The organism is Pseudomonas sp. MEJ108, assembly GCF_030208985.1.
Lineage (GTDB): Bacteria > Pseudomonadota > Gammaproteobacteria > Pseudomonadales > Pseudomonadaceae > Aquipseudomonas > Aquipseudomonas fragariae.
This window is the reverse complement of sequence record NZ_JARVSW010000008.1, coordinates 103,063-127,984: the sequence shown is the minus strand read 5'-3', so window position 1 is coordinate 127,984 and position 24,922 is coordinate 103,063. Positions and strand designations below refer to the sequence as shown.

Sequence of the window (24,922 nt, the reverse complement as noted above, 5' to 3'; positions counted from 1 at the left end):
ACGATCCTCTGCTGTCAGAACCTCCCTACGTTTACCTAGGAAACGTCCTACAGAGCATTCGGTTGGATCCCCGTAGTCTTTCGGCCTCTTTCCCGAGACCGCTTTCGGGCCGTCGTCACGGGGTTCAACCAGGTTTACCTCAAGGTAATGCATCGTCATGAATGCTCCATTCGTGCTGCGTCCGCTTTCATGGACATTGAAAACCGTTATTTTTCTCTCTCCCTTGCTGCCTGGCAGTCATGCCTTTGCGCAAATACTTGTCAATGCGCCGCAGACCATCGATGCAACAGGCCCGCTGGACAGTTATCGGGTTGTCAGCACCGGAAATCTGACAGCCAACGGCGCGACTACCCTGCAAATATCCACGATCACCGGCGCCAAGCTGACGCTCACTGGCAGTCAGGTCAGTGCGGGCACCAGCTCTTCAGCCGTATCGTTGACCGGGGCAGATGCGTTGATTGTCGGTAGCGTGCTGACAGGTGGCGCGGATGGCCTGGGGATGGGCAATGAAAGTGCACGACTGGTCGGTTCCACGGCCACCGTCATCGGCAGCACGATCACGGCCACGAATCGCGGGATAAACGCCGGCTCGCTCAGCAACCTGACCCTGGAAGGTACTTCAGTAACGGCCACTGGCGCCAATGGCAGAGGCATGGAGATGTGGGACTCCACGGTGAAGGCGTCCGGCAGCACCATCACCGGGCAGCAATATGGCGTGCGCTTGCGCGCTGACCCGGCCGTACCCTCAAGCAATCAGTTGGTCCTGGACGGAACCCGGGTCGAAGGCATCACGGGGTCGGCGCTGACCGTCGGAACGCCCACCGGCGCGCCCGCGACTGCCGATATCCAGGTCAACAATGGTTCTACGCTGACCGGCGGCAATGGCAAGATACTGGAGTTGATCAACGGTTCAACGGCGCACATGACCGTGGACAACAGCCATCTGCTGGGCGATGTATCGGCGGATGCGGGCAGTACCGCCAGCCTGTCACTGCAAAATAACGCGACCCTGACCGGGCGCCTGGAGAACGTCTCCAGCCTGTCGCTCAGTAGTCAGGGCCAGTGGGTGATGGTCGAGAACGGTCAGGTGAATGCATTGGCCATGGACGGTGGGTCGGTCAGGTTTGGCGACGCGGCCTCGTTTTACACCTTGTCACTCGCAAGCCTGTCAGGGAGCGGCACGTTCATGATGGACGTGGATTTCGCTGGCAAGGCCAATGACTTTCTTGACATCACGGGCAGCGCGACCGGCAGTCATACCTTGCTTGTCGGTAGCACGGGTGTCGATCCGCTCAGCGATACCAGCCTGCACATCGTGCATGCGGCAGCCGGCGATGCCAGCTTCTCGCTCGCAGGCGGCGCAGTGGATCTGGGCGCCTGGTCCTATGACCTGATCAAGCAGGGCGACAATGACTGGTATCTGGATACCGCCACCCGAACCATCAGCCCCGGCGCACAGACTGTCATGGCGTTGTTCAACACTGCGCCGACTGTCTGGTATGGGGAGTTGAGTACGTTACGTTCGCGCATGGGCGAGTTGCGCATGGATGAGGCCCGTTCTGGCGGCTGGATACGTACCTACGGCAACAAATTCAATGTGGCCGACGCCTCAGGCTTCGGATATCAGCAGGTTCAGAGTGGTGTCGCGCTCGGCGCAGATGGCAAGCTGCCTGTGGGGGCGGGGCAATGGCTGGCGGGCGTGATGATCGGGCAGAGCACCTCTGACCTCAGTCTGGATCACGGTGCCAGTGGCAAGGTCGACAGCTATTCGCTGGGCGCTTACAGCACCTGGCTGAACAGCGAGAGCGGCTACTACATCGATGGCGTGATCAAACTCAATCAGTTCAAAAACAAGGCCAGAGTCAATCTCAGCGATGGTTCCCGCACGCGCGGCAACTACGACAATCTGGGGGTTGGCGCATCGCTGGAGCTGGGGCGGCACATCAAACTGGACAACGGTTATTTTCTCGAACCCTACACCCAGCTGGCGGGCCTGGTCGTTCAGGGCAAGGACTACGCACTGGACAACGGTATGCGTGCTGAAGGTGACCGCAGCCGATCGCTGCTCGGCAAGGTCGGTACGACGGCGGGGCGCAGTTTCGACCTGGGCAAAGGACGTACGCTGCAACCTTATGTGCGGGTTGCCGTGGCTCACGAATTCGTCAACAGGAACGAGGTCAAGGTCAATGACAACGTGTTCAACAACGACCTCTCCGGTTCCCGTGGCGAATTGGGGACGGGCGTTTCGGTGTCGCTGTCTGACAACCTGCAGTTGCATGCTGATTTCGATTACAGCAATGGCGATGCCATCGAACAGCCGTGGGGCGCCAGTGCAGGCTTGCGTTACAGCTGGTAGCGACAGCGAAGCGGGGCGGATGATGTCTGATCGCTGGACGCTGATGCGCCAACGGTCCTATCACTTGTGCCAGTATCCGCAGAAAAAAGCAGGGTGTTAACTGATGGGCATGGCGGTCGGCAAACGGGTCGGCCACCGCTTCCTCATGCTGGAGGCCCGGCTCATGTCTGTTATTTCAAAGTGGATCGAACGGATCAGAATCCTGTTCTGGCCGGTTTCAAGGCGCAAGAGCATGTTGCTTGCGCCGCCGATGGTCGCCGAACTTCTTCCTGACATACCTGGCGGTGAGCCTAATTTGCTCCCCAGCAGCGCCTGGCTCGTGCCGTTGCGGGTCGATTTTCCCATGTGGCAAAACTCCGAGCCTACCCCGGGCAATCCCGAGTATCTGCGCGTGTACTGGAACGACGTGCTGCTGGAGGAGAAGACCTGGACCGCACCTGTACAGCCTGTCGATCTGTTCATCATGATCGCGCAGCAATACCTGATCGAAGGCCGGCATCGACTCCGTTATCGCGTCGAGACCTCCAATCAGGTGCAGACCGAATCCGAAACACTGGTCTTTGTCATTGATAAAACGGCACCGGTATTCGAAGACGAAGGGGCGCTGATTTTTCCGGAAGAAATCATCAGGGATGGTCTCACGGCGGCCTGGCTGGATACTCATGGCGATACCGTGCTGGCCGAGGTGCCCGCGTATTTTTCGCCGGGCGCCGGGGACCTCATTATCTGGTACTGGAGCAGCATGCCGACGGGGTCGGAGCACACCGGAACCCTGACGCTTGAAGCGTCCGATATCGTTGGCGCGATCAACATCGGCTTTGACCGGCAAGTGGTTCTCGAGAGCGGCGATGGCATTCGTTATGTGTCCTACAGGCTGAAGGATCGCTCGGGGAATGCCGGGCCTCGTGCGCTGGCTGTTGCGCTGCTGGTGTGCGCTCAGCCAGTGCCGCGTGTGTTGCCACCCCCTCGTGTTCAGAAGGCTGCAGGCTCGGCAAGTGCCAGCAGGCTTGATCCGGTCGATGCCTTTCAGGGCGCAGTGGTATCGATACCGGAGGATGCCGTGATTCTTCCCGGTGAAACCGTCCGCGTCCAATGGGCCGAGCCAGGCAGTGTGGGCTCTTTTCTTACGGAAATCGCAGACTCGAGACTGTTCAGCGTTCCTTCCACAAAAATTGCCCCGCATTTCAGCAAGTCCATCCCGGTGTACTACGAGGTGTTCGAAAATAGCGTCGACTCACCCCATCTTTCGGACCGGCATACGTTGAGTATCCTGGGAATGACAGGCTTTCCGGTCGTGCAGTGTGACAAGGTATCCGGAGGGCGTCTGAGCCTGCAGAGCATTGCCGAGGGAGACTACGCGCGGTTCACGCTCGACAGTTGGTCTTTCATGGGCACTGACCAGTTTGTCAGCGTCGAGGTGCACGGCGTCGGCAGTGCTGATAATGAGTCGTTAGTGGTTAGCGTGCTGGACGAGTACCCGGTACCGCTGGTGGGCGATAACATCGACGCCGGTCGTATCAGCAAAACGGATTTGACTAGATTTCTGATCGGCACTCAGCTGGATGTGCGGGTGCGTGTGAGTTTCGACCAGACACTCTCGTGGCAGCCTTTCCCTTCACTGAGACCAACGTTGTATGCCTGAGGAAATCATGGACCGCCAGGTTGGCAGTCCATGGTGCATTGCTACTTGTAGGTCATCGTGAAGCTGAGCGCCCCTTTGGCCTTGCCCGGCCGGATCGCGCTGCTGTCCTGAGTCTGATAGAAGCGGGCGTAGAAGTTCAGCACAGTGTTGCCGGGTGTGATCGCGATCAGTGGCACTTCGGTCTGCAACTCCATGGGCGTGACGCCATCACCTTTGAGGACCTGAATCCCCATGCCCTTGGCGTCCGAATCGCTGGTCAGGCTGAAAACCCCGCTGCCGACGGGGCCCTCGGGAACCGAGCCTTCGACACCATCGAGCTGGATATGCGCCGTGGCCACGAAGCCTGCGCCCGTGTAGGTCTCGCAGTTACTCAACGCAATACTGAATGGCACCGCAGGTGTGGTGAAGCCGGGACCGGTGAAGTCAGCGCTGTCCCACTCACCCAACTGCACCGGGTCGGCACTGACCGGATCTGCACCGACGCTGCACTGTGCCTGAAGTATCGTGCCGGTCAGCCCGAACTTCATGATCCTGCCAAGCGTTGTCACGCTTCCGGAGAACAGTTCACTGCCATTGAGCACATTGGGTCCGGAGGGAATCGGTCCGGTCTTGACCAGCGTGACGTAGTTGTTCAAATGAAGGAAAGGCAGGCTTGTGAGCATTTTCTGGTGGTCGTTGAGGCCGATGAACGGAACGGAGGCGCTGCCACCTACAGGCGTGAAGCAATTGGGGCAGTTCCTGTCATACGGATACTCCAGTCTTACCCGCACCCCGACGCCCGGAATATTGGTTTGCAGTATCTTGCCGGTGAGGTCTTCCCCGTTTATAGGCTCCACCGTGCCGGAAAAGATCGGAGCCGTTGCCGTTGCGTTGAATTCCAGAAGAGCCGTGCCGTCATTTCTGCAGGCCGCCTCCAGGCCTGCCTGATCTGGTGTGGCGTGAAGCATATCGATGCTGCCGATAAAGGTGCCCACTGCAGCGTCTTTCGGGACGTAGAGCGTGCCGATGTCGCGTCGGTAGTCCTTTATTCCCGGAGAGGAAACCCAGTAGCAATCGTTGCTCGGTGTGTCATCCGGTACGTCGGAATAAGCCGCAGCACTATGGCTGGCCCCCAACAGGATCAGACCGGGGAGCAGGGTATTCAATGCAGTGTTCATGGGGTGATTCCTGAAATAACGATGTCGCGGATGGCTCAGACCTGATGTCACTGGGTACACGTCATGTCCTGCATTCGGTAGCCCTGGGCCAAGGGCATGCCAGCGGGGTCTATGTGCAGACGACACTGAGGGTCGCTTTTTTCTCCCCAGTGGACATCGAGGGTTTGTGCCTGCATGTCGGTGGACAGCAGAATCTGCCCGCCCTGGCCTGCGATGCCCAGGATGTTGCCCTGCGCGTCGCTGACCCGGGCGCCGAATGGCAGCGGCTGGCCACTGGGAGTGGTTGCATTGATGACCAGGCGTGTCACCGTGCGTGCAGCGAAGGTGGTCTTGATCACGGCACCCCTGGCAGGCACCACTTGAGCACTGGCGTTATCGATTTCCACCTCGGGGCCAAGCCGGTCGGTCTGCAAGGCGATCGGGTTATAGCGGTAGGGGCGCAGATAGGGCATCAATGCGTAGCCGCGACTATTGGTCCTGACACCGGTCGCGTTCTGTATGCCCACGCCTGGTGTATCGGGCACTTCGACCAGGGCGATGGTGTCACCCAGATTCGGGCCGAACTCGATGCCGTCGGCATGCAGCAACAAGGCGCCACTGGCATTGACTGATGTACTTCGATAATCATTGCCCTGAGTCACACCGGCGCCGAGGCTGGCGAAGGGCGCCTGATAGCCCGCCGCAAGGCTGGCACTTTGCTGCTTGCCGTCATCGTTGCTCAGGCTGGCGTGATAATTGACCCGGTTTTCGTAGAGGCTGCCGCTCAGGCTGCCCCGTTGACTGTGGCGATTGGCGCTGCTCTGCAGGTCGAGTGTGGCATTGCTCGAATGGCCGGTGTCGAGGGGCATCGAGATGCTCAGGCCGAACTGCCGGTCGTTGCCGCGGTTACTGGCTACGCTCAGCGACTGTGAGGCGTAGAAGTTATAGGTTATCCCGGCACGATGGGTATTGAAGTTGAACTGAAATTGTCGTTGCTCGATATCGCTCCCCCAGTAATTCTGTTGCGACAGCGTAAGACCGACGCTGCTGCGTGCGCCGATTCTCTGATGAATCGAAGCCTCCAGTCGGCTTCGGCGGCTACCCCTGAACGCATCGTCGTTGCTGCGCTGACTGACGGCTTCGTCGAAATCCCGATAGCCTGCGGTGGAGTAGCGATAACCTGCGAAGCGCAGATTGGTATGGGTAGTGAACGCCTTGCCGTACTTGATGGCGTAACTCATGCCCTGCACGCTGGACTGACCGGGCTGATCGATGCCGGCGCGTGACCGGGTCACATCGAACGCCATCGCTCCCAGCATACCCATGTCCCGTGACACGCCCAGCGCTGCGGCATGGTAGAAGTCGCTGGTCATCAGTCCGCCATAAAGTGTCGAGTTCCAGCCTGTGCCAACGGCCAGCGTGCCTTGCCATAGCCAGGGATGCTCGGTGGCGTAGGCACCGTTGAAGCGGCCCAGGGCTGCGCTGTATTTCCAGACGCCTTCGCGCAACAGGTTACTCATGGTCGAGTAAGGTTGGGTAAAGCGCCGCACCTGACCATCGGCCTCGGTCAGCACGATCTCCAGTTCGCCGCTGCCCGCCGTGTTCAGGTCATCTATTTCATAGGGGCCGGCACTGACATACGTGGAGTAGATCGGGTATCCGTTCTGCAGGACTTCCAGTTTGGCCCTGCTTTGCGCAACGCCACGGATCACCGGTGCGTAACCCTGCAGGGAATCGGGGAGCATCTCCTGATCGGTTTTGATCAACCCGCCCTTGATCGGCACGCTCCGGAAGACATCGCCGCCGGTGTAGGTTTCACCGAGGGTCAGGTTAGCGTGGGTGCCGGGCAGGTCGCGCTGTGCATAAGCGTAGGCTCTGGTCCACTCGCGATGTCCCTGTGCATCCTGACGCACGCTTTGATTGCTGCGCAATCGCCATGACCCCAGGTTGATACCGGTGTTTAGGTACAGGTCTGCGCTGCTGCTGGTGCCTGTTTCCCTATGGGTCGTCTGTTGCGCCGAGGTCTGGTAATTGATGAAGGCGGCGTTGATGCCGTAATCCCAAAGCGCCGGGTCCACTCGCCCGTTGGCGTCGCGGCGCATGGCGATCTGCGGTATCGAGATCGACAGTTGCAGTCTGCCGCCGTCCAGTACGACCTTGGCGTCCGGAATCAATTGCCCCAGCGCGACACAAGCGACTTGCAACAAGGCCGGGTCGGCCAGACTGTCGAGGCGTACGCCGATCTGCTCCAGCAGTTCCCGCGACAGGCAGGGCAGCAGGCCGTTGCCTTGTGGGTCGGCATCGAAACGGATCTGCCGTTGGCCGAAATGGCGCATATTGACGTGGATTTCTACCCAGTGATCGCCTGGCCCGAGGTTTTCGACAACTGACAACTGGTTCAGCACGCTGGCCGCGGCCTCACTGTCATAGTCCTGGCCCTGACGCAGGAAGCCGGACTGGAACTTGACAGGGGTTGCCGCCTTGGTCAGTTCCAGCGGTACGGTAACGCTGCCGCACACAATCAGCACCTGCATAAAGCGCAGGCGCACTGGTATGAACCCGGAATCGGGTAATAGGGTCATGTTCAATGTCCTGGGGATGAAACGGGCCAGCGCTGTTTCAGTCAGTCAGCGTGGCTGTAGCTGTCAGCGGCGTGCTGTAGCCGCCGTAATCGTTGATCGCGGAAAACACCACCTGCAGGCCCGGTACCGCTTTCGTTTCACTGAGCTCGTAATGGCGAGAGCTGAACGGGCCAAGCATGGCGACTTCCCTGACTTTTTCAGTTCTGCCACCGCCGGAGACGTCGAGGCGAATGAACGACACGTGAAAGGGTGTCGGATTCATCGCGGTCAGTTCTGCCTTGCCCGCAATCTGCCTGACCGACCATTGCAGGTCCTTGAGGCGGGCAATGGGGTTATCAGTCAGCAGCACCGGGCGATAAAACAGTTTGATACGGGTACGCAGGGCAATATTCAGTACGTTGCCCTGCGAAGGGTCGGCTTGAGGTATTTCCTGCACGTTGAAGTAGAACAATGATTCACGATCAGAGGGCAGTTCGTGGGGCAGGCCATTGATCTGTACCTGTTGTTCCTTGCCCGGATTAAGGCGGAAAAGTGGCGGCGAAGGTGCGAACGGAACGACGGTGACAGTGTCGTCTGCTTCCGTATTTACCCAGGTCTGTACCGCGAACGGGCGATCACTTGGATTGGATATGACCACCGACGTACTGCGCTTGTCGCCGTCGAACACGATGCGAGTTGCGTTGACCGTCAGTGCTGCCTGACTGGCTGGTATATAAGCTGCGCACATGAATAACAGCATGCACCCCGCGAGGGCAGGTCTTTTGAAAGCCTGTTGGCAAATCATGGAAAGTTACCTTGTACGTTCAGATCCGAAACGGACCTGAACGTATTGAAGATGCTTCACGTGAAAAGACTATTGATTCTTACACTGTGAGCGAATGGGTCGATGTATCAGTTGATTGCGACAACAAACTGTACATCCGCCGAAGCAGCACCGGCTTGAACGGTAGCCGCTGTCGAACGGTAGTAGGCGTTGAACACCATGTCGGTGGCACCGCCCTCAATCAGTGCATAAGGTGCCGATTGGCTGCCTGGTTTGATGGACGTCAAGGTCTGGTCCTTGATGACAATCGCGACGCCCTTTGCCCCGTCGGCAGTAGGGGTGACAGCGAAGTAGTCGCCGCTGCTGTCAGCGTTACCGATGAAGGTGACTTTGGCCGAATTCGGGTCGCCAGCCACAAGGCCGCAACTGCCGTCGTCATTGACGCGCAGGGCAAAGCTCTTGCCAGAGAGTTCCTGACCGATGCCGGTAAAGCGGTTGGCCTCGATAGAGCCCATGTTCACCACGTTGCCGATAGAGCCATCGCCCGGATTGACTACTTCGATAGGGCAGGTGGTAGCGGTGATCTTGCCTTCGAAACGAATCGTGCCGGGGCCGGGGTTGGCGGATACGACAGTGCCGGTGAGTGTAGTCGCCAGAGCAAGGCCCAGTACGGATAGCATTTTGTTCACGATGAAAACCCTATTAAAGTTATAGAAGTAAAAATGTAACTATTTATGGTGTCTTGATAGACGGTTTGTGTTGTGTGTCATGACGGGGCGGGAGTTTACAGCAGGTGAGTTAGTTGCAAAGTCTCTGGAGGGCTTTGGTTAATGGCGGGCGGTGTAGGATATTTCCTAAACTAACGTGATACGTCTGGAGCCTTGAGTTTTAATGTTGTTTCGGGTTTTTACTGGGCGGTGCGTTGTTTATTCAGGCAGAGAATCCAAAAAGGGAAAATGTAAAGGTTGGAGCAGTAAAAACGTCGATCAAAATGCCGCCGACAGCGATGAGCCTTTGTCGGCGGCGGAAAGTCCAGCCTTATCACCGGCGAGGCATGTATTTAAGCACGAAGACGTTTTCCCCGAGTTTGCGAAGCCGTACTAAAAAACCCGTTCTGCCCGCAAACCGTGACGGACCGCTGGACGGTGCTGCTGCAGGGTCATCTGTCGGTGTCCGCGCGCGCCTGGCGAAAGGGCCGCTCTCCGGCCGAGGGTTCGGTGTAGGTGGTTCAGGCCTGTTCACCCGCACTCTTGGAATCCTCACACCCCCAACAGGCCCGGGTGCGTCCATACTCGCTGGAGCAGATCCACGCCGCGTACCCGTTACAGAATCGACCGGTGAATCGTCAATCGTCCCGACTGAAACTCTACTCGCTGTCTCGGAAACTCGCCGGCTGGAAGCCTTGGACGCAGCCTTGATCGCGCTTTTAACCGCACTTCTGAATACCCCCCCAGCGATGTCTAAAGGTATCGCGGCATAGGCCAGGTATTCCCCTAACCGAAAGGCTGTCTCGTTTCCCTTCACCGCACCATAAGTAGTGGCAGCCGTTGATGCAGCCCCCAGAACGGTCCCTGCCGCCAGCAACCCTGTTGCGACGTAGGCCGCCGTCTGTGCGGTCATCGTCATACCCAGGACCGTTACAGGAACCGAGCCGGGCGCGGCCAATCCAAACGATGCAACTGTCGCGTAGGCACCCACTGCCGTGAACACTACGCCAACCGCGAGCATGATCCAGGTCTGTATTCCCATGCCCCCCGGCATCTCTGCAGGTATCGCATCCTCATCGGGCCTTCGCAGCCGGCCGCTCTGGGAGCTGGCGTCATGCCCGGTGGGGTCGCGCCAGGCAATGGGATTGCCCAGGCAATAAGTGTAGGGGTTGACCCCGCCTGCACCAAAGGGGCTCAAGGAATCAGGGCTGTGAAAACGCATCATGCCGGGGTTGTAGGCTCTGTAGCCATTGCCCAGCAGATACCAGCCCGTGTCTTTTTCGCATATTTCGCCGTTGAACCCTGCGACGCTGAGCAGCGCGTCATCGCTGTGACGTTCTCCGTAGGCGCTGTAGACCGCTGTTCGCAGCTTGTCCTGCTGGAACTCAGCGAGCACGCTCTGGTTCGCATCCGTCAGCAACAGCAGGGTTTCTGCCGGTTCTCCGATGGTCTGCTGGCCGACGGGTTGCTCGTCTATGTACAGAAACTGAGTACGTCGGTCGTCCTGCACCGTGCTGCTCAACTGCTGGTCCTGATAAAAACGCAGTATTTCGCTGTCACTGCCATTGCGGGTGGTGGCCAGATGATCATGGCCGTCGTAAGCGTATGTGCTGATCGGCTCACCCGCCGGTTTCTCCACCCGTAAAAGGCGGCTCTGGCTGTCGTAGTACAACCGGTTGCCATGTTCGTCATCGAGCTGGTTGCCGTTGGCGTCATAGCGGAACGTCGGGTCCGGTGTGCCCCGTGGAGGCCTGTAGGTGATGCCGAGCAACTGGCATCGGTCCCTGGAGAGGGGATCGGGGTCATCCTCTTTGCCATAGTGGAAAAAGGCCATCTCAGTGCTGGCGTCGGCAAATTCGGTAGTGGTCTGGATCATGTTGTCCAGCGAGTCGAAGATGAACGTCTGCTTGAGTATCGCCCTGCCGGATGCGTGCACTGGCAATGTGCTGCCTGAATAGATGACGCCGGTCAGACGACCTCGAGCGTCATACTTGAATGTTTCCAGCAGCAGCGTGTTGCCTGCTTCCTGCAAGTGACGGCTTTGCATGAGCCCGTCGGTTTGCCATTGCTGTTCCAGCGTACGTACCGGGTGATTGCCTGCAATCTGCGTCCTGAGAATTTCCTGTCCCTGGTCGTCATACTTCATGCGGTTTACCAGGCGGGTTCCGGTGGCCTGGTCACAGGTTGTCATCTCACTGGGCTGACCCAGGGTGTCATACAGGATTGTCACCTCCACGTTGCCCTGCACAACGTTTTCGAGTCGGCCGAAATCGTCGTACCGGTAAATCGTTTCCACGCCTTTGACGCCACCTTTGATGCGGCCCTTGACTACGCCTTTAACCGAGTTTTTGACGTCTTTTTGTTCGACGTCGGTGCGATACATCGCACGGCCCTGCAAGGATGTCCGATGCACGGTTTTCCAGGTCCGGCCTTGTAGATCTTTCCAGGTCTCTTTGGTCAACTGGTTGTGCGCGTCATAAGCATAAACGCGCTTGCCCTGCTGATTGGTGGCAGAGGTCAGGCGGGCGCTGACGTTGTCATAGCCAAAACCGACGGTGTCATCCGGTGCAGTACTGGAGACGATCTGGTCGGTGAGTGCCAGGTTGTAGGTGTAGCTGATGTCATCGCCCTTGGCCGTTTTGCGGGTTTTGACCTGCCTGTGACCGTCCTCATACTCGTACTGCTCGATACGTTGCCCTGCCTGCGACAGTGTCAGACGACCCAGCCCGTCGAACGCCTGTTTGCCTGCCAGAGTGTTGGTAATGCCGTCCGAATGCATCATTTTCAGGCCGATCGGCAGCTCGGTGTTGCTGTGCGGTGCATAATCACGGTGCGCCTCGCTTCCATCCGGCAAGCGTGTTGTGACCATGCGCGACCAGGCGTCATAACTGAACAGGGTTGTGTGGTTTGACGCGTCGGTCTGCTCCGTGCAGCGCCCCAGTCCGTCGTAGAGGAAGGTTTGTGAACCCTGATCTTTTTCTCCATCTGCGTTCTGGGTCTTGATCTTGATCTTGATCTTGTCCGGCTTGCCGAACATGTTCAGCCAGGTCTCGCTGCGACCACTGATCAGCGGTTCTGCGTCACTGCTTTGCACCCAGGTCTTCTGAACAGGGCCTTTATGTTCTTCATTGCCGATGGGGTCGTAGTACTGGTGGGTCTGTACGCCGTGATCCGAGGTAATGACACACTGGACGTTCCAGTCGTCATAGGCGTAGGTGTTTCGCGTGGCGAACCGTTGCTGGTTGGCGAACCAGTCATAATCCGTTTCGTGTTGCACATTGTTCCAAGCGTTGTATTGCGCGGTATGGATTATGCGCATCGCTTGCAGATCGTTGCTGTCGATGTGGTCCCGCTCCTCGAGTATTGCCCGGCCCAGGCCGTCCAGAACAGAGCGGGTCTTGACCTTGCGGGCGTCGACCAGCACTTGTTCTGCCTGCTGCCCCGCAGCGGAACACAGGGTGTACAGATACTCGCGACTGGCTTCATCACTTGAGTCCGGTGCGATCGTTTCTTTGGTCAGCCGGTTCAGCACGTCATAGACATAGCGGATCTCCACGCCTTCTTCCAGGGTCAGCAGCACCTGACCGGTCAACAACGACTGTTGTTGCTGCTTGCTTATGCGGGCGTTGTCGAAGCCGATCGTGGTGATGTCTATGAGTTGTACCGGGACCTCCAGTTGCCTGCTCTTGCTCTTGCTGTACTCGTAGACGGTAACGGTGTCGTTTCCATTCAGGGACTCGATATTTTTCCCGGTTCGACCATGCAGGAATGGCGCATCCGGCTGGTTGATGTACTCCAGCAGGACCTTCTGCAACTCTACACAGGTTCCATCGCTTTCAAGCTGCAGCAGCGTTTCGCTTTCCGGCACGATCCAGTCGGGTAACTCGCTGTCGGCCAGTGCAGGCAATGTCTGGTAGCGATAACGTGTGGCCAGGGTCGGGGCCCCGAGCTGCGACGATGGAGCGGGCTTGACCACTTTTTCTTTCAGTCGGGAGACAAACCCTTCCGCATCGGCCGGGCAACCGTCGCCACCGGCGGCCGGGTACCAGCTGCTGACTTCTTCGATCCCGTCGGCGCGGGTATGCACCAGCAGGTTGCCGTAACTGTCATAGGTATCGGTGACGGTCTCTGTGCGGGTCCGCTCAGGCGCGTCCAGCCGTTGCCAGCGGGTGGTGATTTCGCTGGGTAGCTGACAATCGTTGGGCTGTCTGGAGTAATGCTCGCCCTGCAGGATGTTGTAGGCGGTCGTGACCGTCAGCTGGTTTTTGTTCTGGGTGGTGACTTCAAGGGTCTGCAAGTGGAAGCGGTTGAAGGTCCGCTCTATGCTGCGCACGGCCTTGTTGTCGACCCACAGGCTTTCGGTACAGACATAGTTGTAGTCCTGCAAATATTTATAGAGATTGTCCAGGCCGTTGTCCTCCCAGGCGATGGGCAACCCTGCACCGAGAAAGTTTCGTGAGCGTTGCTGGCCGTCCTTGTAGGTATATCGCACATCGATCTTTGCCTGATTCAGGCCGGGATCGATGACGTGTTTTGTCACCCTGGGCACGGGCATGCGACCGGCGCTGGATGGAAACGCATGGCCCTCGTCCTGGTAGTAAACGTTTTCGCTGCTTCCAGCAGGTGTCTCCACATGCCTGACGCATAATTGATTGCCGTTCTCCAGGCCATATTCGAAGCGCCACGACGCTTTGTTTTCGGTGGGCAGGGTGATGCGCGATACGCGTTTGTCGCTGCCTGCGAGGGTCATTAGAAAGCGCGCCAGCGGAGTATCGCCGGTGCCTTCGTCCGGATGCAGATCCAGCTCGACGGAGGTGGTGCTGCGGGCAATTTTCAGCAGCGTCTGACCCAGGTCATCAGTGATTGAAGCAAGCCTGTAGGTGCTGCTGTTGAACACCGTGTGCTTGAGCGCAATGCTGTGCCCCGACGGCGCGATGATTTTCACCGGCCAGGCCATTCTCTTATTGCCGCTGCTGTGCAGCTCGAGGATTTCCACCAGACCTGATTTGTGCGCCACCCGGTAAGACTCATCGTCCAGTTTGTAGAAGTGGAAGGTGTCGAGCTTCTTTTCCGTCATCGTCAGTTGGCCGTTGCTGCTGGTGCCGTCGACCCGGAAGGTCTCGCCTGTGCTGAGGGACAGGATCTGAGTGGCAGGGTCGTACTGCGACAACTGCATGTTCCAGCCCAGGCCATAGCCGCTGTCCAGCGTATTGAGCTGGCTGTAGGACAGGTCGAGTCGGAACCCTGGCCCGCGCAGGTCATTGCTTTGCAGATCGGGCAAGCTGATCGATATGTTGTATAGCCCGGTGCGTGGGTCAACGCCGCTTTTCAGACAACTCATGAAATTGAGCGCGTTGGAGTGCACGGAAGTAGAAGCAGCCATGGAGCGGACCTCGCTGATTGATGCGTGACAAGCGCAGCGGTGCCTGACGATTGTGCAGTCCTTGCGCTCTGGTCATTGACGACCCCCAAGCCTGAACGCCCGAAGACGTTCGTGTGGCTGGAGGTCTTGCCTAACCCTAACAGTCCGTACCCGGGCAACAACCTAGCAGTAGTGCTAGTGGGCAACTGATGTGCATCGGCGTAAAAAAATCCTATCCGCATTCTCAGGGGCAACCCTTGCGATATACCCATTTCAGGCGGAAACGAGAAAGGAGTCTCACTCATGGCGCTGGATCTTCCCGCCCCCAAGGTGCCCGACCTGCAGCAGCCCGGGAACTACCTCGATCTTGATCAGTTGGGCGGTGCCGACCTGACCACCTGGATCGACTATCCAGGTATCAAGAACGGCGATCGGTTCATGCCCAACTGGCGAGGTTGCGGTGCCCTGGGCGCAGTGGAGGACTATGTCGGCGATGTTATCGAGGTCGTCGGGTTGCAGCCCGAAGGCATGCCCCTGTTGATCAATAATCCGTTGCTGATGAGGCTTGATAAGGGGTGGGTGTTTTACTCGTACATCGTCGAAGGTCGCCCTGATGAATCCCTGCGCCTGTTCTTCTATGTCGGTAAGCCACCGTCAACGGCCGCCGGGCTGGGGGTGCTGCAATGCAAGGAGTCTCACGATCTGAAGCTTGATCCTGACCTGCTGTGGCAAATCAGTGAAGTGTTGTTCGTGGCGCCGCCGTATCAGGCGATGCGCGTGGGCGACAGGGTGACCCTCACACTGGATCTTTATTTCGATGAAAGCACTTTCTGGTACTCGTTGGTCCGGTCCCGGGAATTGACGGTGAAAGAGGTGGGCCAGCCTCTGCGGTGGCCGATAGGGTCCAACGAACTTGCGCCAATCAGAGATGGCTTCGCTCTGATGAGCTACCGCATCGAGTATGCCGATTCCACATTGACAACGGTTTCGGCCACTCAGTCGCTGGCTTTCGTCGCACCGTCAACGGCGTTATTGCCCGCCTTGACCATCAAGGATTTCAACGGTGGCTCACTGGATCCGGAAGCCTTTCCTGACGGCGTCACCCTGCTGGTCGATCCTTTCGGCATGCAGATCGATGACGATGTCGTGGTTTATGTCTCCAGCGGCAATCGGCTGGTGCAGACCCTGCGGGCCGACCTCTCCAATCTCGACAGTGGCGTACTGCAGTTCTCGCTGGCTCAGGCCTGGCTTTCTGCCAATAACGGCAAGGAAATCGAGCTGGTGTATCAGTACGCGCGACCGGGCAACGCAGCCAGCTCGTTACCGCGCAAGGTCATTCTGAGTCGACCGCTCGATCTACCTGCGCCCGTTATCGGAGACGCCATCATTGACGGCTCCGGTGAAGGGACCGTCACGGGCTATATCTTTGCCTCGCAGCTGCAGAGCGGGGTGACGATTCGCATACCGAAAGAAGCGTTTATCGGCGACGATTACACGGTACAGATGCATTGGGAGGGGTACACAAGCACGGGCAGCTTTATCGCTGATCCGTCGCCAGGCGATCCGCGCCTGTTCGTCATCCCGCCCACAGCGGTCCCGGCCAATATGGGCAAGTGGGTCGCCGTGTACTACAAGGTCGTCTCAGCGTCGCAATCAGGCACTTCGCAAGTATTCAATCTGGAAGTCAGAGCCCTGGGCTCCGTCTGGCCGTACATCCAGATCATGCGACCACGCGTTACCGATGCCCTGCTTGACCTCGCCAGGGTCCCGCCAGAAGGTGCAGGTCTGGACCTGGAATCCTGGGCCTACATGGCTCCCAGGCAACGGGTACGCATCAAGGCCACTGGCTTGCTGCCGTCGGGCCTGGAGCAAACGGTCGGGCTACGTACCGGCGCTGCAGAACCGGTCAGCGAGGCGGAACACCAGGCCAGGCAGCTGTCGGTAATCATCCCGAGGGGGTTTCTGGAAAGTCTGCAAAGAAACAGACCGACCAACACCGTGACGGTTGAAGTCAGCTTTGATGAAGGGGCGAATTACACACAGTTTCCGTCTATCGATTTCACGGTGCTGGACGATGTTTTTTCACGGGCCGGCGGGCTGGCGCAGGACGCAACGGTCACCGGCATGACCCCACACTTACACGGACGTAATCCTATGGCTACTAACACGCTGAACAACCTGACCGAGTGGATGAAAGACCCCGCCAATAATGTGATGTGGGGCTGGGATTCCATCGCGGCAATGGCCCGAGGCAAGGTGAATAACCTGTTGCTTCAGGAGTACATCGCGCGTTTTTCGTCGAACGCCTATCTGCAGCCTGTGAGCGGAGAGGTGGCACTGAGCGACGGGTTTAAAGAAAATATTCACAATTTCATTCTGGATGCGCCCAGGCTGGCGTTCACGAACGATAACCTCGGTCAGTCGCATGCGACATTGACCTGTTCGGTTCTGGGCGGAACCCAATTGACGATGAAGAATAACGTCGACAATTGGGAAGCCTACAGAATTATCCATATCGATGCGCTGCAAGGTCCGAAACTGACACTGGATCTCGCGCTGGAAAGGGTCCCGGGTGATGTCCAGAGCGATGGCCGGGTGCGGCTCGACCTCAAGGACAGTGATAATTTCATTCTGACCTTCGCGGTTGACAGGGCTGACCGGGCACTTGGCGGGGATTTCTTCAAAGCCCTGTTCAGTGCGTTGCCGGACGAACAGCGCGTATGGACGCTGGGCGTGATCAAGCATGGCAGCAATAATCTGATGCACCCCCAGTCGTTCAAACTGCGCACCCAGACCAATCCTGCCGCGCCTCTCGACCCGCAGGCCGCCAACTACGGCGACGGGGCCGTGCTGGTGTTCATTCGCCTGGCGGGCAGTCAGGAAGGTGGCGACATCCCGGTAGAGTACCAATACCTGATACCGGATGATGCCGGGAAAGATTATTCGGCCACGGTGTTGTTCAGTGCGGAGCGTACGTTCAAGGCGGCACTGTTCATTGGCGAAGTGACCAAGACCATTGCTTCGATTATTGAAAACGGGGTGTTCAACAGTGTTCATGACGGCTCCGGCCGCTTGATCAAGGCGACGGCCACGTCGGGCAGGCTGACGACGTCCGAAGCGAGCAGCCAGGACGTCAAGGTTGACATCAATGGCGTGGCGGTCTTCGCAAATGTCTACAAAGCCGGGACCTGGCTTGATGTGTCAGGGAGCACGCCTTTGTCTGTGGAGCTCATTGGCGATGGCACGGTGGCACTGACCTGGAAGTCCAAAGCCACCCCCAGCGTTGTGCTTACGTTGCCAGGCCATGGGACGCTACTGGTCATGAGCAAGGTCGTCACGGTCGATGTACGGTGCATTTATACCTTTGCCGAAGAAAACAACGACCTCGTTCTGATCCCCGGTCTCACGATAAACACCACCATCGATGACCTGACTTCCGTGGAGAACCCTCCACCCGCAAACAGCTTTTCATTACTGTTGTTAATAACGTCGGTAAAAAGCAATTTCGAGAAGCTGAACAAGGATCCGTTCGAGTCCGACATCAAAGCCGTACTGGCACGCAAACTCGCTACTCGTGTGCCGATCAGCGCGTTCATCCGGGACAGTATCGATCTCAATTTCAACGAAGCCATTGTGCCTGACGTACTTCGTGCACCCAGAGATATAGCCGCCTTCGGCCGCATCAACAGTTCCGGGGCAGACTTTGTCGTCAGCCCGGCGGAGCACCTGATGGTCGTCGACAGTTCCACCACCTTCTCCATTCAACCGCCGGGTGCGAATGTGACGTGGAGTGTCGAACGTCTGCAAGGTGATGCGCAGAACTTCGGTGCCGTCAACGGCACCGGCCGGTATTACGCGCCGGAATCCTCTTTGACCGAGCTTGCGTTCACGCGTGTTCGGGTAACAGCCACTGACCTGAAATCGAACGATCGAAGTTCGGCCCTGGTCACGATCGTCACCAACCCGATCACCCTCAATCCATTGATTCAGGTGTGTGACGCCGGGCAGACCGTGGAACTGCAGGCAGGTTCGCTAGGCACCGAAGAAATGGACTGGTCGCTCAAGGATCCGGTGGCTGGCGAAAGCGGTGTTCTGGAGCCCAGCGCACTGGCCGATGGTGATCATCGTTACGTCGCGGCGCCAAAGGTGACCGGTAAAACCTATGTTCTGGATCAGATCGTCGTGACCAGCCAGCAGGCGAGTGTTTCGTCGTGGGTACTGGTAAAGCACCAAGTCCCACTGTTAACCGTAAAAGTCGTAAAAACCGTGGAGGTTTCTGAAGTTCTGGACGTTGAGAAAGTCGGGGAGCACGTGGACGTTGTGAACATTCGTGCCGATCAGGTTCAACTGCAAGCGTTTGCCAATGGCCTTACGCCGCCCGGCGTCAAATGGAGAGTGGGCGCCGGGCGCGGGCGCATCGACGACGGCCTGTACACCCCCGACGTAGCGTCAACTGACCGGTTTGTGCTGATTTTTGCCGAGGCCCCGAATGCAATCCTTGGCGTCATAGAAGGGCATATCGTCTTGCCACTACCACTGGACCGGTTTGCTACGGATCTGGAATTGATGAAAGGCAAAAAAGCACAGGCGTTCTAAGCGGACGTGCGCGACGTCTTATCTATATCAACATCACAGGAGGTGATGTCATGGCTGGTTATTCAGCGGAAAGTCTGCTGGCATGGATGAAAAATACCACGCGTCTCAGAGGCTGGGACGCGATCATTGCTCTGGATGGCGACAAGGTCAACGAGCTGCTTGAACATATTTACCAGCAGGGTGTGGCGCAGGGGCTGTCGCGTCCGGTGCCGGACGGAAGTATCACGATTCCCGATACGCATGATGCTCATTTTTTCTCGGGTTGTGTGCTCGGGGCGCCGACCTTGTCGTTCAAGGACAGTGTTCTGGGACATTCCCTGCTGGCCTGGCGCATGCCAGTTATCGCCGGCATGCATACCGTGGTAGAGAGCGCTCAGGGACAGCACAATGTTCACAGAATCGCTGCCTACGATCCGCTGAACGCGCCGGACCTGGATTTCGATCTGGAACTGAATAGTCAAAGCGCGGATCTGGTGGTAGAGCTTGGCCTGGCTAAAAACCTTTCGCTGGATTTTCCGGGCGGTTCTACTGAACGCAGCAAGATCGGCGAGTTTTTTCAAGGTTGGTTGAGCAACCCTGAAAATCAGGAGCAGAGGTTAAGGCTGGGTATTTTCAATGAGCAGAGCAACGAATTGCTCAACGTGCGCAGAATTGATGTGCGGTCACAGCTGGAAAGCCCCGATGCTGTATCGGTCCATAAAAAAGGCGCCTTGTTGCTGTTCACGACCCTGGAGTACGGGGTGACGGGCGGGATTCCGGATGGCGATTCTGACTTTCGTTACCTGATTCCCAACGATGCTCAGCATTCGTACTCGGCGACCGCCGTGTTTTCCTCCCACGCGCTGCATCGCGCTGCCTTTGGCGGTGCGGTGATACAAATGCTGCAAGCGCCCGACTTCAGCTTCATCGTTCCGGAGGATAAACCGCTGCAGCGAATGGTCGCTCAGGCCGGTACTTTTGCAGTACCGGCCGGAGACTACCGGAGCGCAGAATTTGTCTTCGAATCCGAACCTTTCAGTGTCCAGGCCTTCAACGCCCAGCATCCCCTGACCATTGATTTCGAGTACGCCCAGACTACGCAGACCTGGGAATTCCCCTGCACGCTGGGTTTTCGCTACAGGGCGCTGGACAGCGATCAATGGCAATCGCACAACGCCACCTTCAACATCAGCCTCAAGCACGAGTTTCATCTGATTGAAAGTGAGTCAGATGATCAGGCAGTGGAAGGGCATCTTTATGCACCTTACCTCTTCGACCATGAAGTCAGCGCCGCTCCAGGAACGCTGGACAACCTGAGTGCCAGAGAACTTGAGCAGATCAACGGCTTCGTGGCCTATACCGTCAAACACGCCTTGCTTCAAGGGTTGAGCAAAACCCTGGATGCCACCGGCGCCGAGCGCTTTCTGGCCGGCTGGTCATTGCCTGACGAGCAAGTGCTGCAACCCGTACTCAAACGTCTGCCTTATGACCTCGCGTTGTTCGGTCGTATCGATCCCGCTGCGTCCACGTTCAGTATCGTCGAGCAACAGGCACTGATCAGTACAGGCGAAACGCTGCAATTGACCACCCGGCCTGCGCGCCCGGGCATCGTCTGGTCGCTGGCAAATCCATTGGATGGCGGTACTGACGGTCTGGGGGAAATTGATGCGCAGGGTCGGTATGTGGCTCCCGCAGCACTGCCCGTGAGGCAGGGTTTTCAGCGTGTACTGATCAAGGCGATGGACCCCGTGTCGGGGCATGGCAGTACCGCAGTGTTGACGGTGCTCACCAGCAGCGTCAGCGTCAGCCCGTTGATTCAGGTGTGTAATTACGGTCAACGGATAGCGCTTTCAGCACGCAGTTCGCGCGTAGGCAACCTGAAATGGACGGTGGTCGATCCGGTGCCCGGACAAAGCGGGACGCTTGAGGATGGCGTCGATGCGCCGCATGAAAAATTTTACGTCGCCGGTGCAGGGGGGGCAGGGAATACCTATGTCCTTGACACAATAACGGTCAGCGATGACCAGCACACCGAATCAATCCAGGTACTGGTTCTTCGCCACTCACCGATGCTGCCCATCACGCTTGCCAGCGTCAATGACCAGCGTGCCGAGCTGACAGTCGTCGTCAATGGCCACAAGCTTCCAGTCACCTGGCGTCTGAGCGGGCCGGGCTCCATAGACGCCGCGGGTGTGTACAGCAGCGATTCCAACGCACCCGAACGCTTCGTTGTCGTGTTCGCAGAAATTATGGACGAGTACCTTGGCACGATGGCCGGACACCTGATTCTGCCGCTGCCATTGAGTGGCTCCTCCGGTGTATTGCAGGCACTGACCGGCCCCGCGCTGGGCACGGCGGGTAATACAATGCCCCGTTCACTGAGCGCTATTGTGCAGCAAGCCGGTGCAGGTACCTTGACCCAGGGCTGGGGAGCCGTCGCGGCGGTCAGTCGCAGCGATCTCAACCGGCATATCGAGCAGCAATACATCGAGCGCTATCGGGAGCTGGCCTTCTTGCCGTTGTTCACCGGTGAAATTGTGGTGGATGAGCGACAAGGCGACACTGTTCGTCTGAAGCAGGTCGTACTGGGTGTGCCGGTTCTGTCGTTTGTGGCTGACTCGGCGGGCTCCAGCAGTGTTCTTGTCACGATGAACATCGTGTCGGGCCGTTACAGCGGCTTGCATCAGCCGCAGGGCAGCGCAACCACCGTGTCCGGCAGCTTCATCATCAGCGAGCCCATGGGCTTCAGGCTGGCGATGACGGTCGATCTCTTCGTGGGAGAGGAGGGGCATGTGCTGCTCGATCTGGCTGACGGGGCTGGCGTTGCCTGTAATCTGGGCGGCGTCGATGATGCGATCAATCAGGCACTGGCAGATTTCTTTGCCCGGGAGTTCAAGCAGATTGCGCTTCATTGCCGGGTTTTCTCAGTCCTGCAGGCACAGCTCAATCGTTATCATGTTCAGACGCCAACCCGCTTGCGGCTCCTTACCCGCGCCGCGCCGCGTTCAAGCGACGCGCGCATGGACAACGCGGGTGATGGCGCGCTTATGCTGTTCATGCAAGCGCAGGATAGCGAAGCTGAAGGCTTGTTTCCGTCGGCAGATAATTTCGTTTATCCGATACCTGATGATCGCGGGGCAGACAGTCAGCCAGCATACGGCACGGTGTTGATGCTCTCGCAAGAGACTCAGTCGATGATCGAGCGTGAACGCTTGCAGGTGCTGGACAGCCTGAAGTTCAGCGGTGGACGAGTATTTGAACCGCTTGAGCGACACTGCCCGCACGACCTGTTGTTGTTTGGCAGCCTTCGTTCAACACAGGCCAGCATTACACCGCTGTTCTCGACTGTAACGGCCGGGCAGACCCAGCGCTTTGTCCTGCACAACCCGCAAGGCGAAGAAATACCGGCCACCAGCTGGAGTGCATTAAGCATTCAAAGCCACGTGGCTGCCGGAAGCGGCAGCATCTCTTCCAGCGGCGTTTACACGGCGGCGGGCCTTGAGGCTATCGGCCATGACGCGCTGCGCGTCGTGATCACTGCCGTCTATCAAGAGTCAGGCGCTGTCGTCAAGGTCTCGGCGCTGGTGAGTGTGGTATCGCGGAGCCTGGAGTTGGCGCCACGTGTAACGGTGGTGCCAGGGGGGACTGCGCTGCAACCGGTCTCGCTGGCGGCTTCGACGCATGACGGCAGCCCGGTGAGCTGGGCGCTGCTGGGGGCGGAGCTTGGCAGGTTGAGTGAGGTCGGCAAGGGCGCGCTCTTCAGTCCGGATGCCAGGTCCGGTAAAAGAGCGCTGGCCGTGCAACAGATAGAGGCGTCGGGCAATGACCTTGGCATCGCTACGGTGCTTGTCGCCAACGGGCAGCAAATGCTGCACATCGAGCCGGCTTTTGTACCCAGAGCACGACCAAAGGTAGCGGTGCAGTTACAGGATGACCGCTCACTGCTGCCCGGGCTTGAGCGACGCTGGAAGGTGGTGGGTGGGGCCGGCACTGTTGATCGGCAGGGGCTTTTCATGCCGCCCGACCAGGCGCTTGTCGCCAGTAGCGTGGTGAGCTGTGAAGTGGTGAACAACGGGGTGGTTCTGGCGTGTGGCTATAGCGTCATCGAATTGTCCGAAGTCATCGATGAAGGTACTTGGACCGAACTGTCGATGTTTACCATCACGGTCCCCGGCTCGCCATCGACTGAAAATAATACGGGTATTCTGTACCCCAATGGCTATCAGCAACTCAGGCTGCAGATCAAGACCCAGGTGATGCCGGTCGACGGTGTCGATTACGAGCTGAGCCCCGCCGAAAGGCTCACCATGCGCCTGGTAGACGATGGCACCCAGCAAGAAATCGAGACAGTAGCCCTCCATCTCGATGGCATGTCTGAAGATGATGAGCAGACGTGGCGCGTGCGTAGTCAACATAACCGCTTCGAGTTGTCCGGGGCCGGCGTTTTCGCTGCTGAGCCGGGCCTGGATGCGTCACGGCCAGTCGTGCAGGACTTCTATCTGCACAGTCGACAGGAATCGGGTTCAGTCAGCGTCTTCTACGCGAGATTTCAGGATGCCAACGACAATTGGTGGAACTCTGTGCGGTATGAAGAAGTGAACAGCACGGTCGAAATCACCCCGCGACGCTTGCCCTCGTTCGATAACCAGAATTACAACTTCATTCCGCAGCGTGCCGAGGGGTTAGGCGGAAATCCTCCGGCCGAGCCGCCTGCGGAAGGGGCTCAGGATGACCCTTTCGACTTCAATCTCAACACCATCGATTACTGGAAGCTGAGTGTCGTCAACCCCGATACCCAGCAATGGGTAGGTTTCGAGAGGCTGAAGTTTATGCCCTCCAAGCCTGGCAGTGACGTGATCAATACCTCGATCATTCTCTGGGAGAGCGAACAGGTAGAAGAAAAAATGTTCAGTTGGACGGGTTTTATCTTCGACGACCCGGAAGTTATCGGCGATGTGAGCAAGGTGCACTTTGACGAAGCGCTGAAAGACGTGATGGGGGCCGATCACTCGTTGGACATCGACGTCAATATGGATCTATTCGAGACCGGCAAACTGATCATCAGCCTGCACCGCCTCCGGGGTCTTAAATTCATCCCGAAAGGTCATCCTGCACGCGACAAGTTGACGGGAACATTAGCCGTCCTGTTGATCGATAAGCAGGGCAATGCCCATAAACGGCGAATCAGTTTTCTGGCCGAGGGCCCCGGCAGGCGCAACCGTCTCATGCATACCTTCTATTCGGCAACTCGGTCCGAATGAGGCATTGATGCAACAAACTGACAGGGAGTCATTATCATGAATGCGCTAAGTAAAACCTTTGCCTGCATGGCGCTTGCAGGTTTGACAGGCTGTACGTTCGCCCCGTTCCAAAGGGCGGAGGCTGCGCCCCCGGCACAGGCGATCCGACTCATCATGCTCGCACAAAATGACGATGGCGGAGGCAAGAACTGCACCTTTACCGCCCAGGACGACGTGGTTTATCTCAACAGGGGCGATCATGCGTGCACGAACGATCAGATGAGTTATTTCAAGCTGGATAACGTGCGCTCCGCAGTAAAAATCCGCCTGGAGTCCAGAGATTGTGATGAAGAGGGAGGCTGGGTATTTGAACTCGAGACCTACATTGACCCCATTACAACACCCTGGATCTCCATCGACCAGCTCAGAGGCAAACCGATCGACACCATCATCAGTCGCGGCATTATTGTGACCCAGGCATATAGCGGTGATGAAAACATAAAAGGCAAGTTGTCCTGCGTCCGTGTCGATGTATCGGATTAGTCCTCGGTAACACTGG

General features: G+C 57.9%; 10 protein-coding genes. 5 read left to right on the top strand and 5 right to left on the bottom strand.

Translation table 11 applies throughout. The features are described from left to right. Positions 1–157: 157 nt before the first annotated feature. The gene (locus QRN50_RS04810; protein WP_096127391.1) at positions 158–2,356 is read left to right on the top strand and encodes an autotransporter outer membrane beta-barrel domain-containing protein; all 2,199 of its coding nucleotides are present in this window, start codon (positions 158–160) and stop codon (positions 2,354–2,356) included. Positions 2,357–2,459: 103 nt separating this feature from the next. Continuing rightward, on the top strand, positions 2,460–3,998 hold the full coding sequence (locus tag QRN50_RS04805) for a hypothetical protein (RefSeq protein ID WP_096127390.1): 1,539 nt from the start codon (positions 2,460–2,462) through the stop codon (positions 3,996–3,998). 41 nt (positions 3,999–4,039) lie between these two features. Here QRN50_RS04805 and QRN50_RS04800 read toward each other — a convergent pair whose 3' ends face one another. The 5 genes from QRN50_RS04800 to QRN50_RS04780 form a co-directional block, all read right to left on the bottom strand. After that, positions 4,040–5,155: a fimbrial protein gene (locus QRN50_RS04800; RefSeq protein ID WP_054092931.1), complete on the bottom strand. Its 1,116-nt coding sequence runs from the start codon at positions 5,153–5,155 to the stop codon at positions 4,040–4,042. A 47-nt stretch (positions 5,156–5,202) separates the two neighbouring features. Next, complete coding sequence (locus QRN50_RS04795; RefSeq protein WP_024641350.1) at positions 5,203–7,716, bottom strand: fimbria/pilus outer membrane usher protein; 2,514 nt, start codon at positions 7,714–7,716, stop codon at positions 5,203–5,205. Positions 7,717–7,753: 37 nt separating this feature from the next. After that, the gene (locus QRN50_RS04790) at positions 7,754–8,500 is read right to left on the bottom strand and encodes a fimbrial biogenesis chaperone (protein ID WP_003406110.1); all 747 of its coding nucleotides are present in this window, start codon (positions 8,498–8,500) and stop codon (positions 7,754–7,756) included. 107 nt (positions 8,501–8,607) lie between these two features. Beyond that, the gene (locus tag QRN50_RS04785; protein WP_024660650.1) at positions 8,608–9,168 is read right to left on the bottom strand and encodes a fimbrial protein; all 561 of its coding nucleotides are present in this window, start codon (positions 9,166–9,168) and stop codon (positions 8,608–8,610) included. 352 nt (positions 9,169–9,520) lie between these two features. Further along, positions 9,521–14,569, bottom strand: coding sequence for an RHS repeat-associated core domain-containing protein (locus QRN50_RS04780; protein WP_096127389.1), 5,049 nt, complete (start codon positions 14,567–14,569; stop codon positions 9,521–9,523). 282 nt (positions 14,570–14,851) lie between these two features. Here QRN50_RS04780 and QRN50_RS04775 point away from each other — a divergent pair, with 282 nt between their 5' ends. The 3 genes from QRN50_RS04775 to QRN50_RS04765 are packed head-to-tail and all read left to right on the top strand — an operon-like array spanning position 14,852 to position 24,906. Further along, complete coding sequence (locus tag QRN50_RS04775; RefSeq protein WP_080266991.1) at positions 14,852–19,144, top strand: hypothetical protein; 4,293 nt, start codon at positions 14,852–14,854, stop codon at positions 19,142–19,144. A 50-nt stretch (positions 19,145–19,194) separates the two neighbouring features. Beyond that, entirely contained in the window at positions 19,195–24,384 is a 5,190-nt protein-coding gene (locus QRN50_RS04770) for an imidazole glycerol phosphate synthase (protein ID WP_096127388.1), read from the top strand. Positions 24,385–24,420: 36 nt separating this feature from the next. Continuing rightward, positions 24,421–24,906, top strand: coding sequence for a hypothetical protein (locus QRN50_RS04765; RefSeq protein WP_024651635.1), 486 nt, complete (start codon positions 24,421–24,423; stop codon positions 24,904–24,906). Positions 24,907–24,922: the final 16 nt, after the last annotated feature.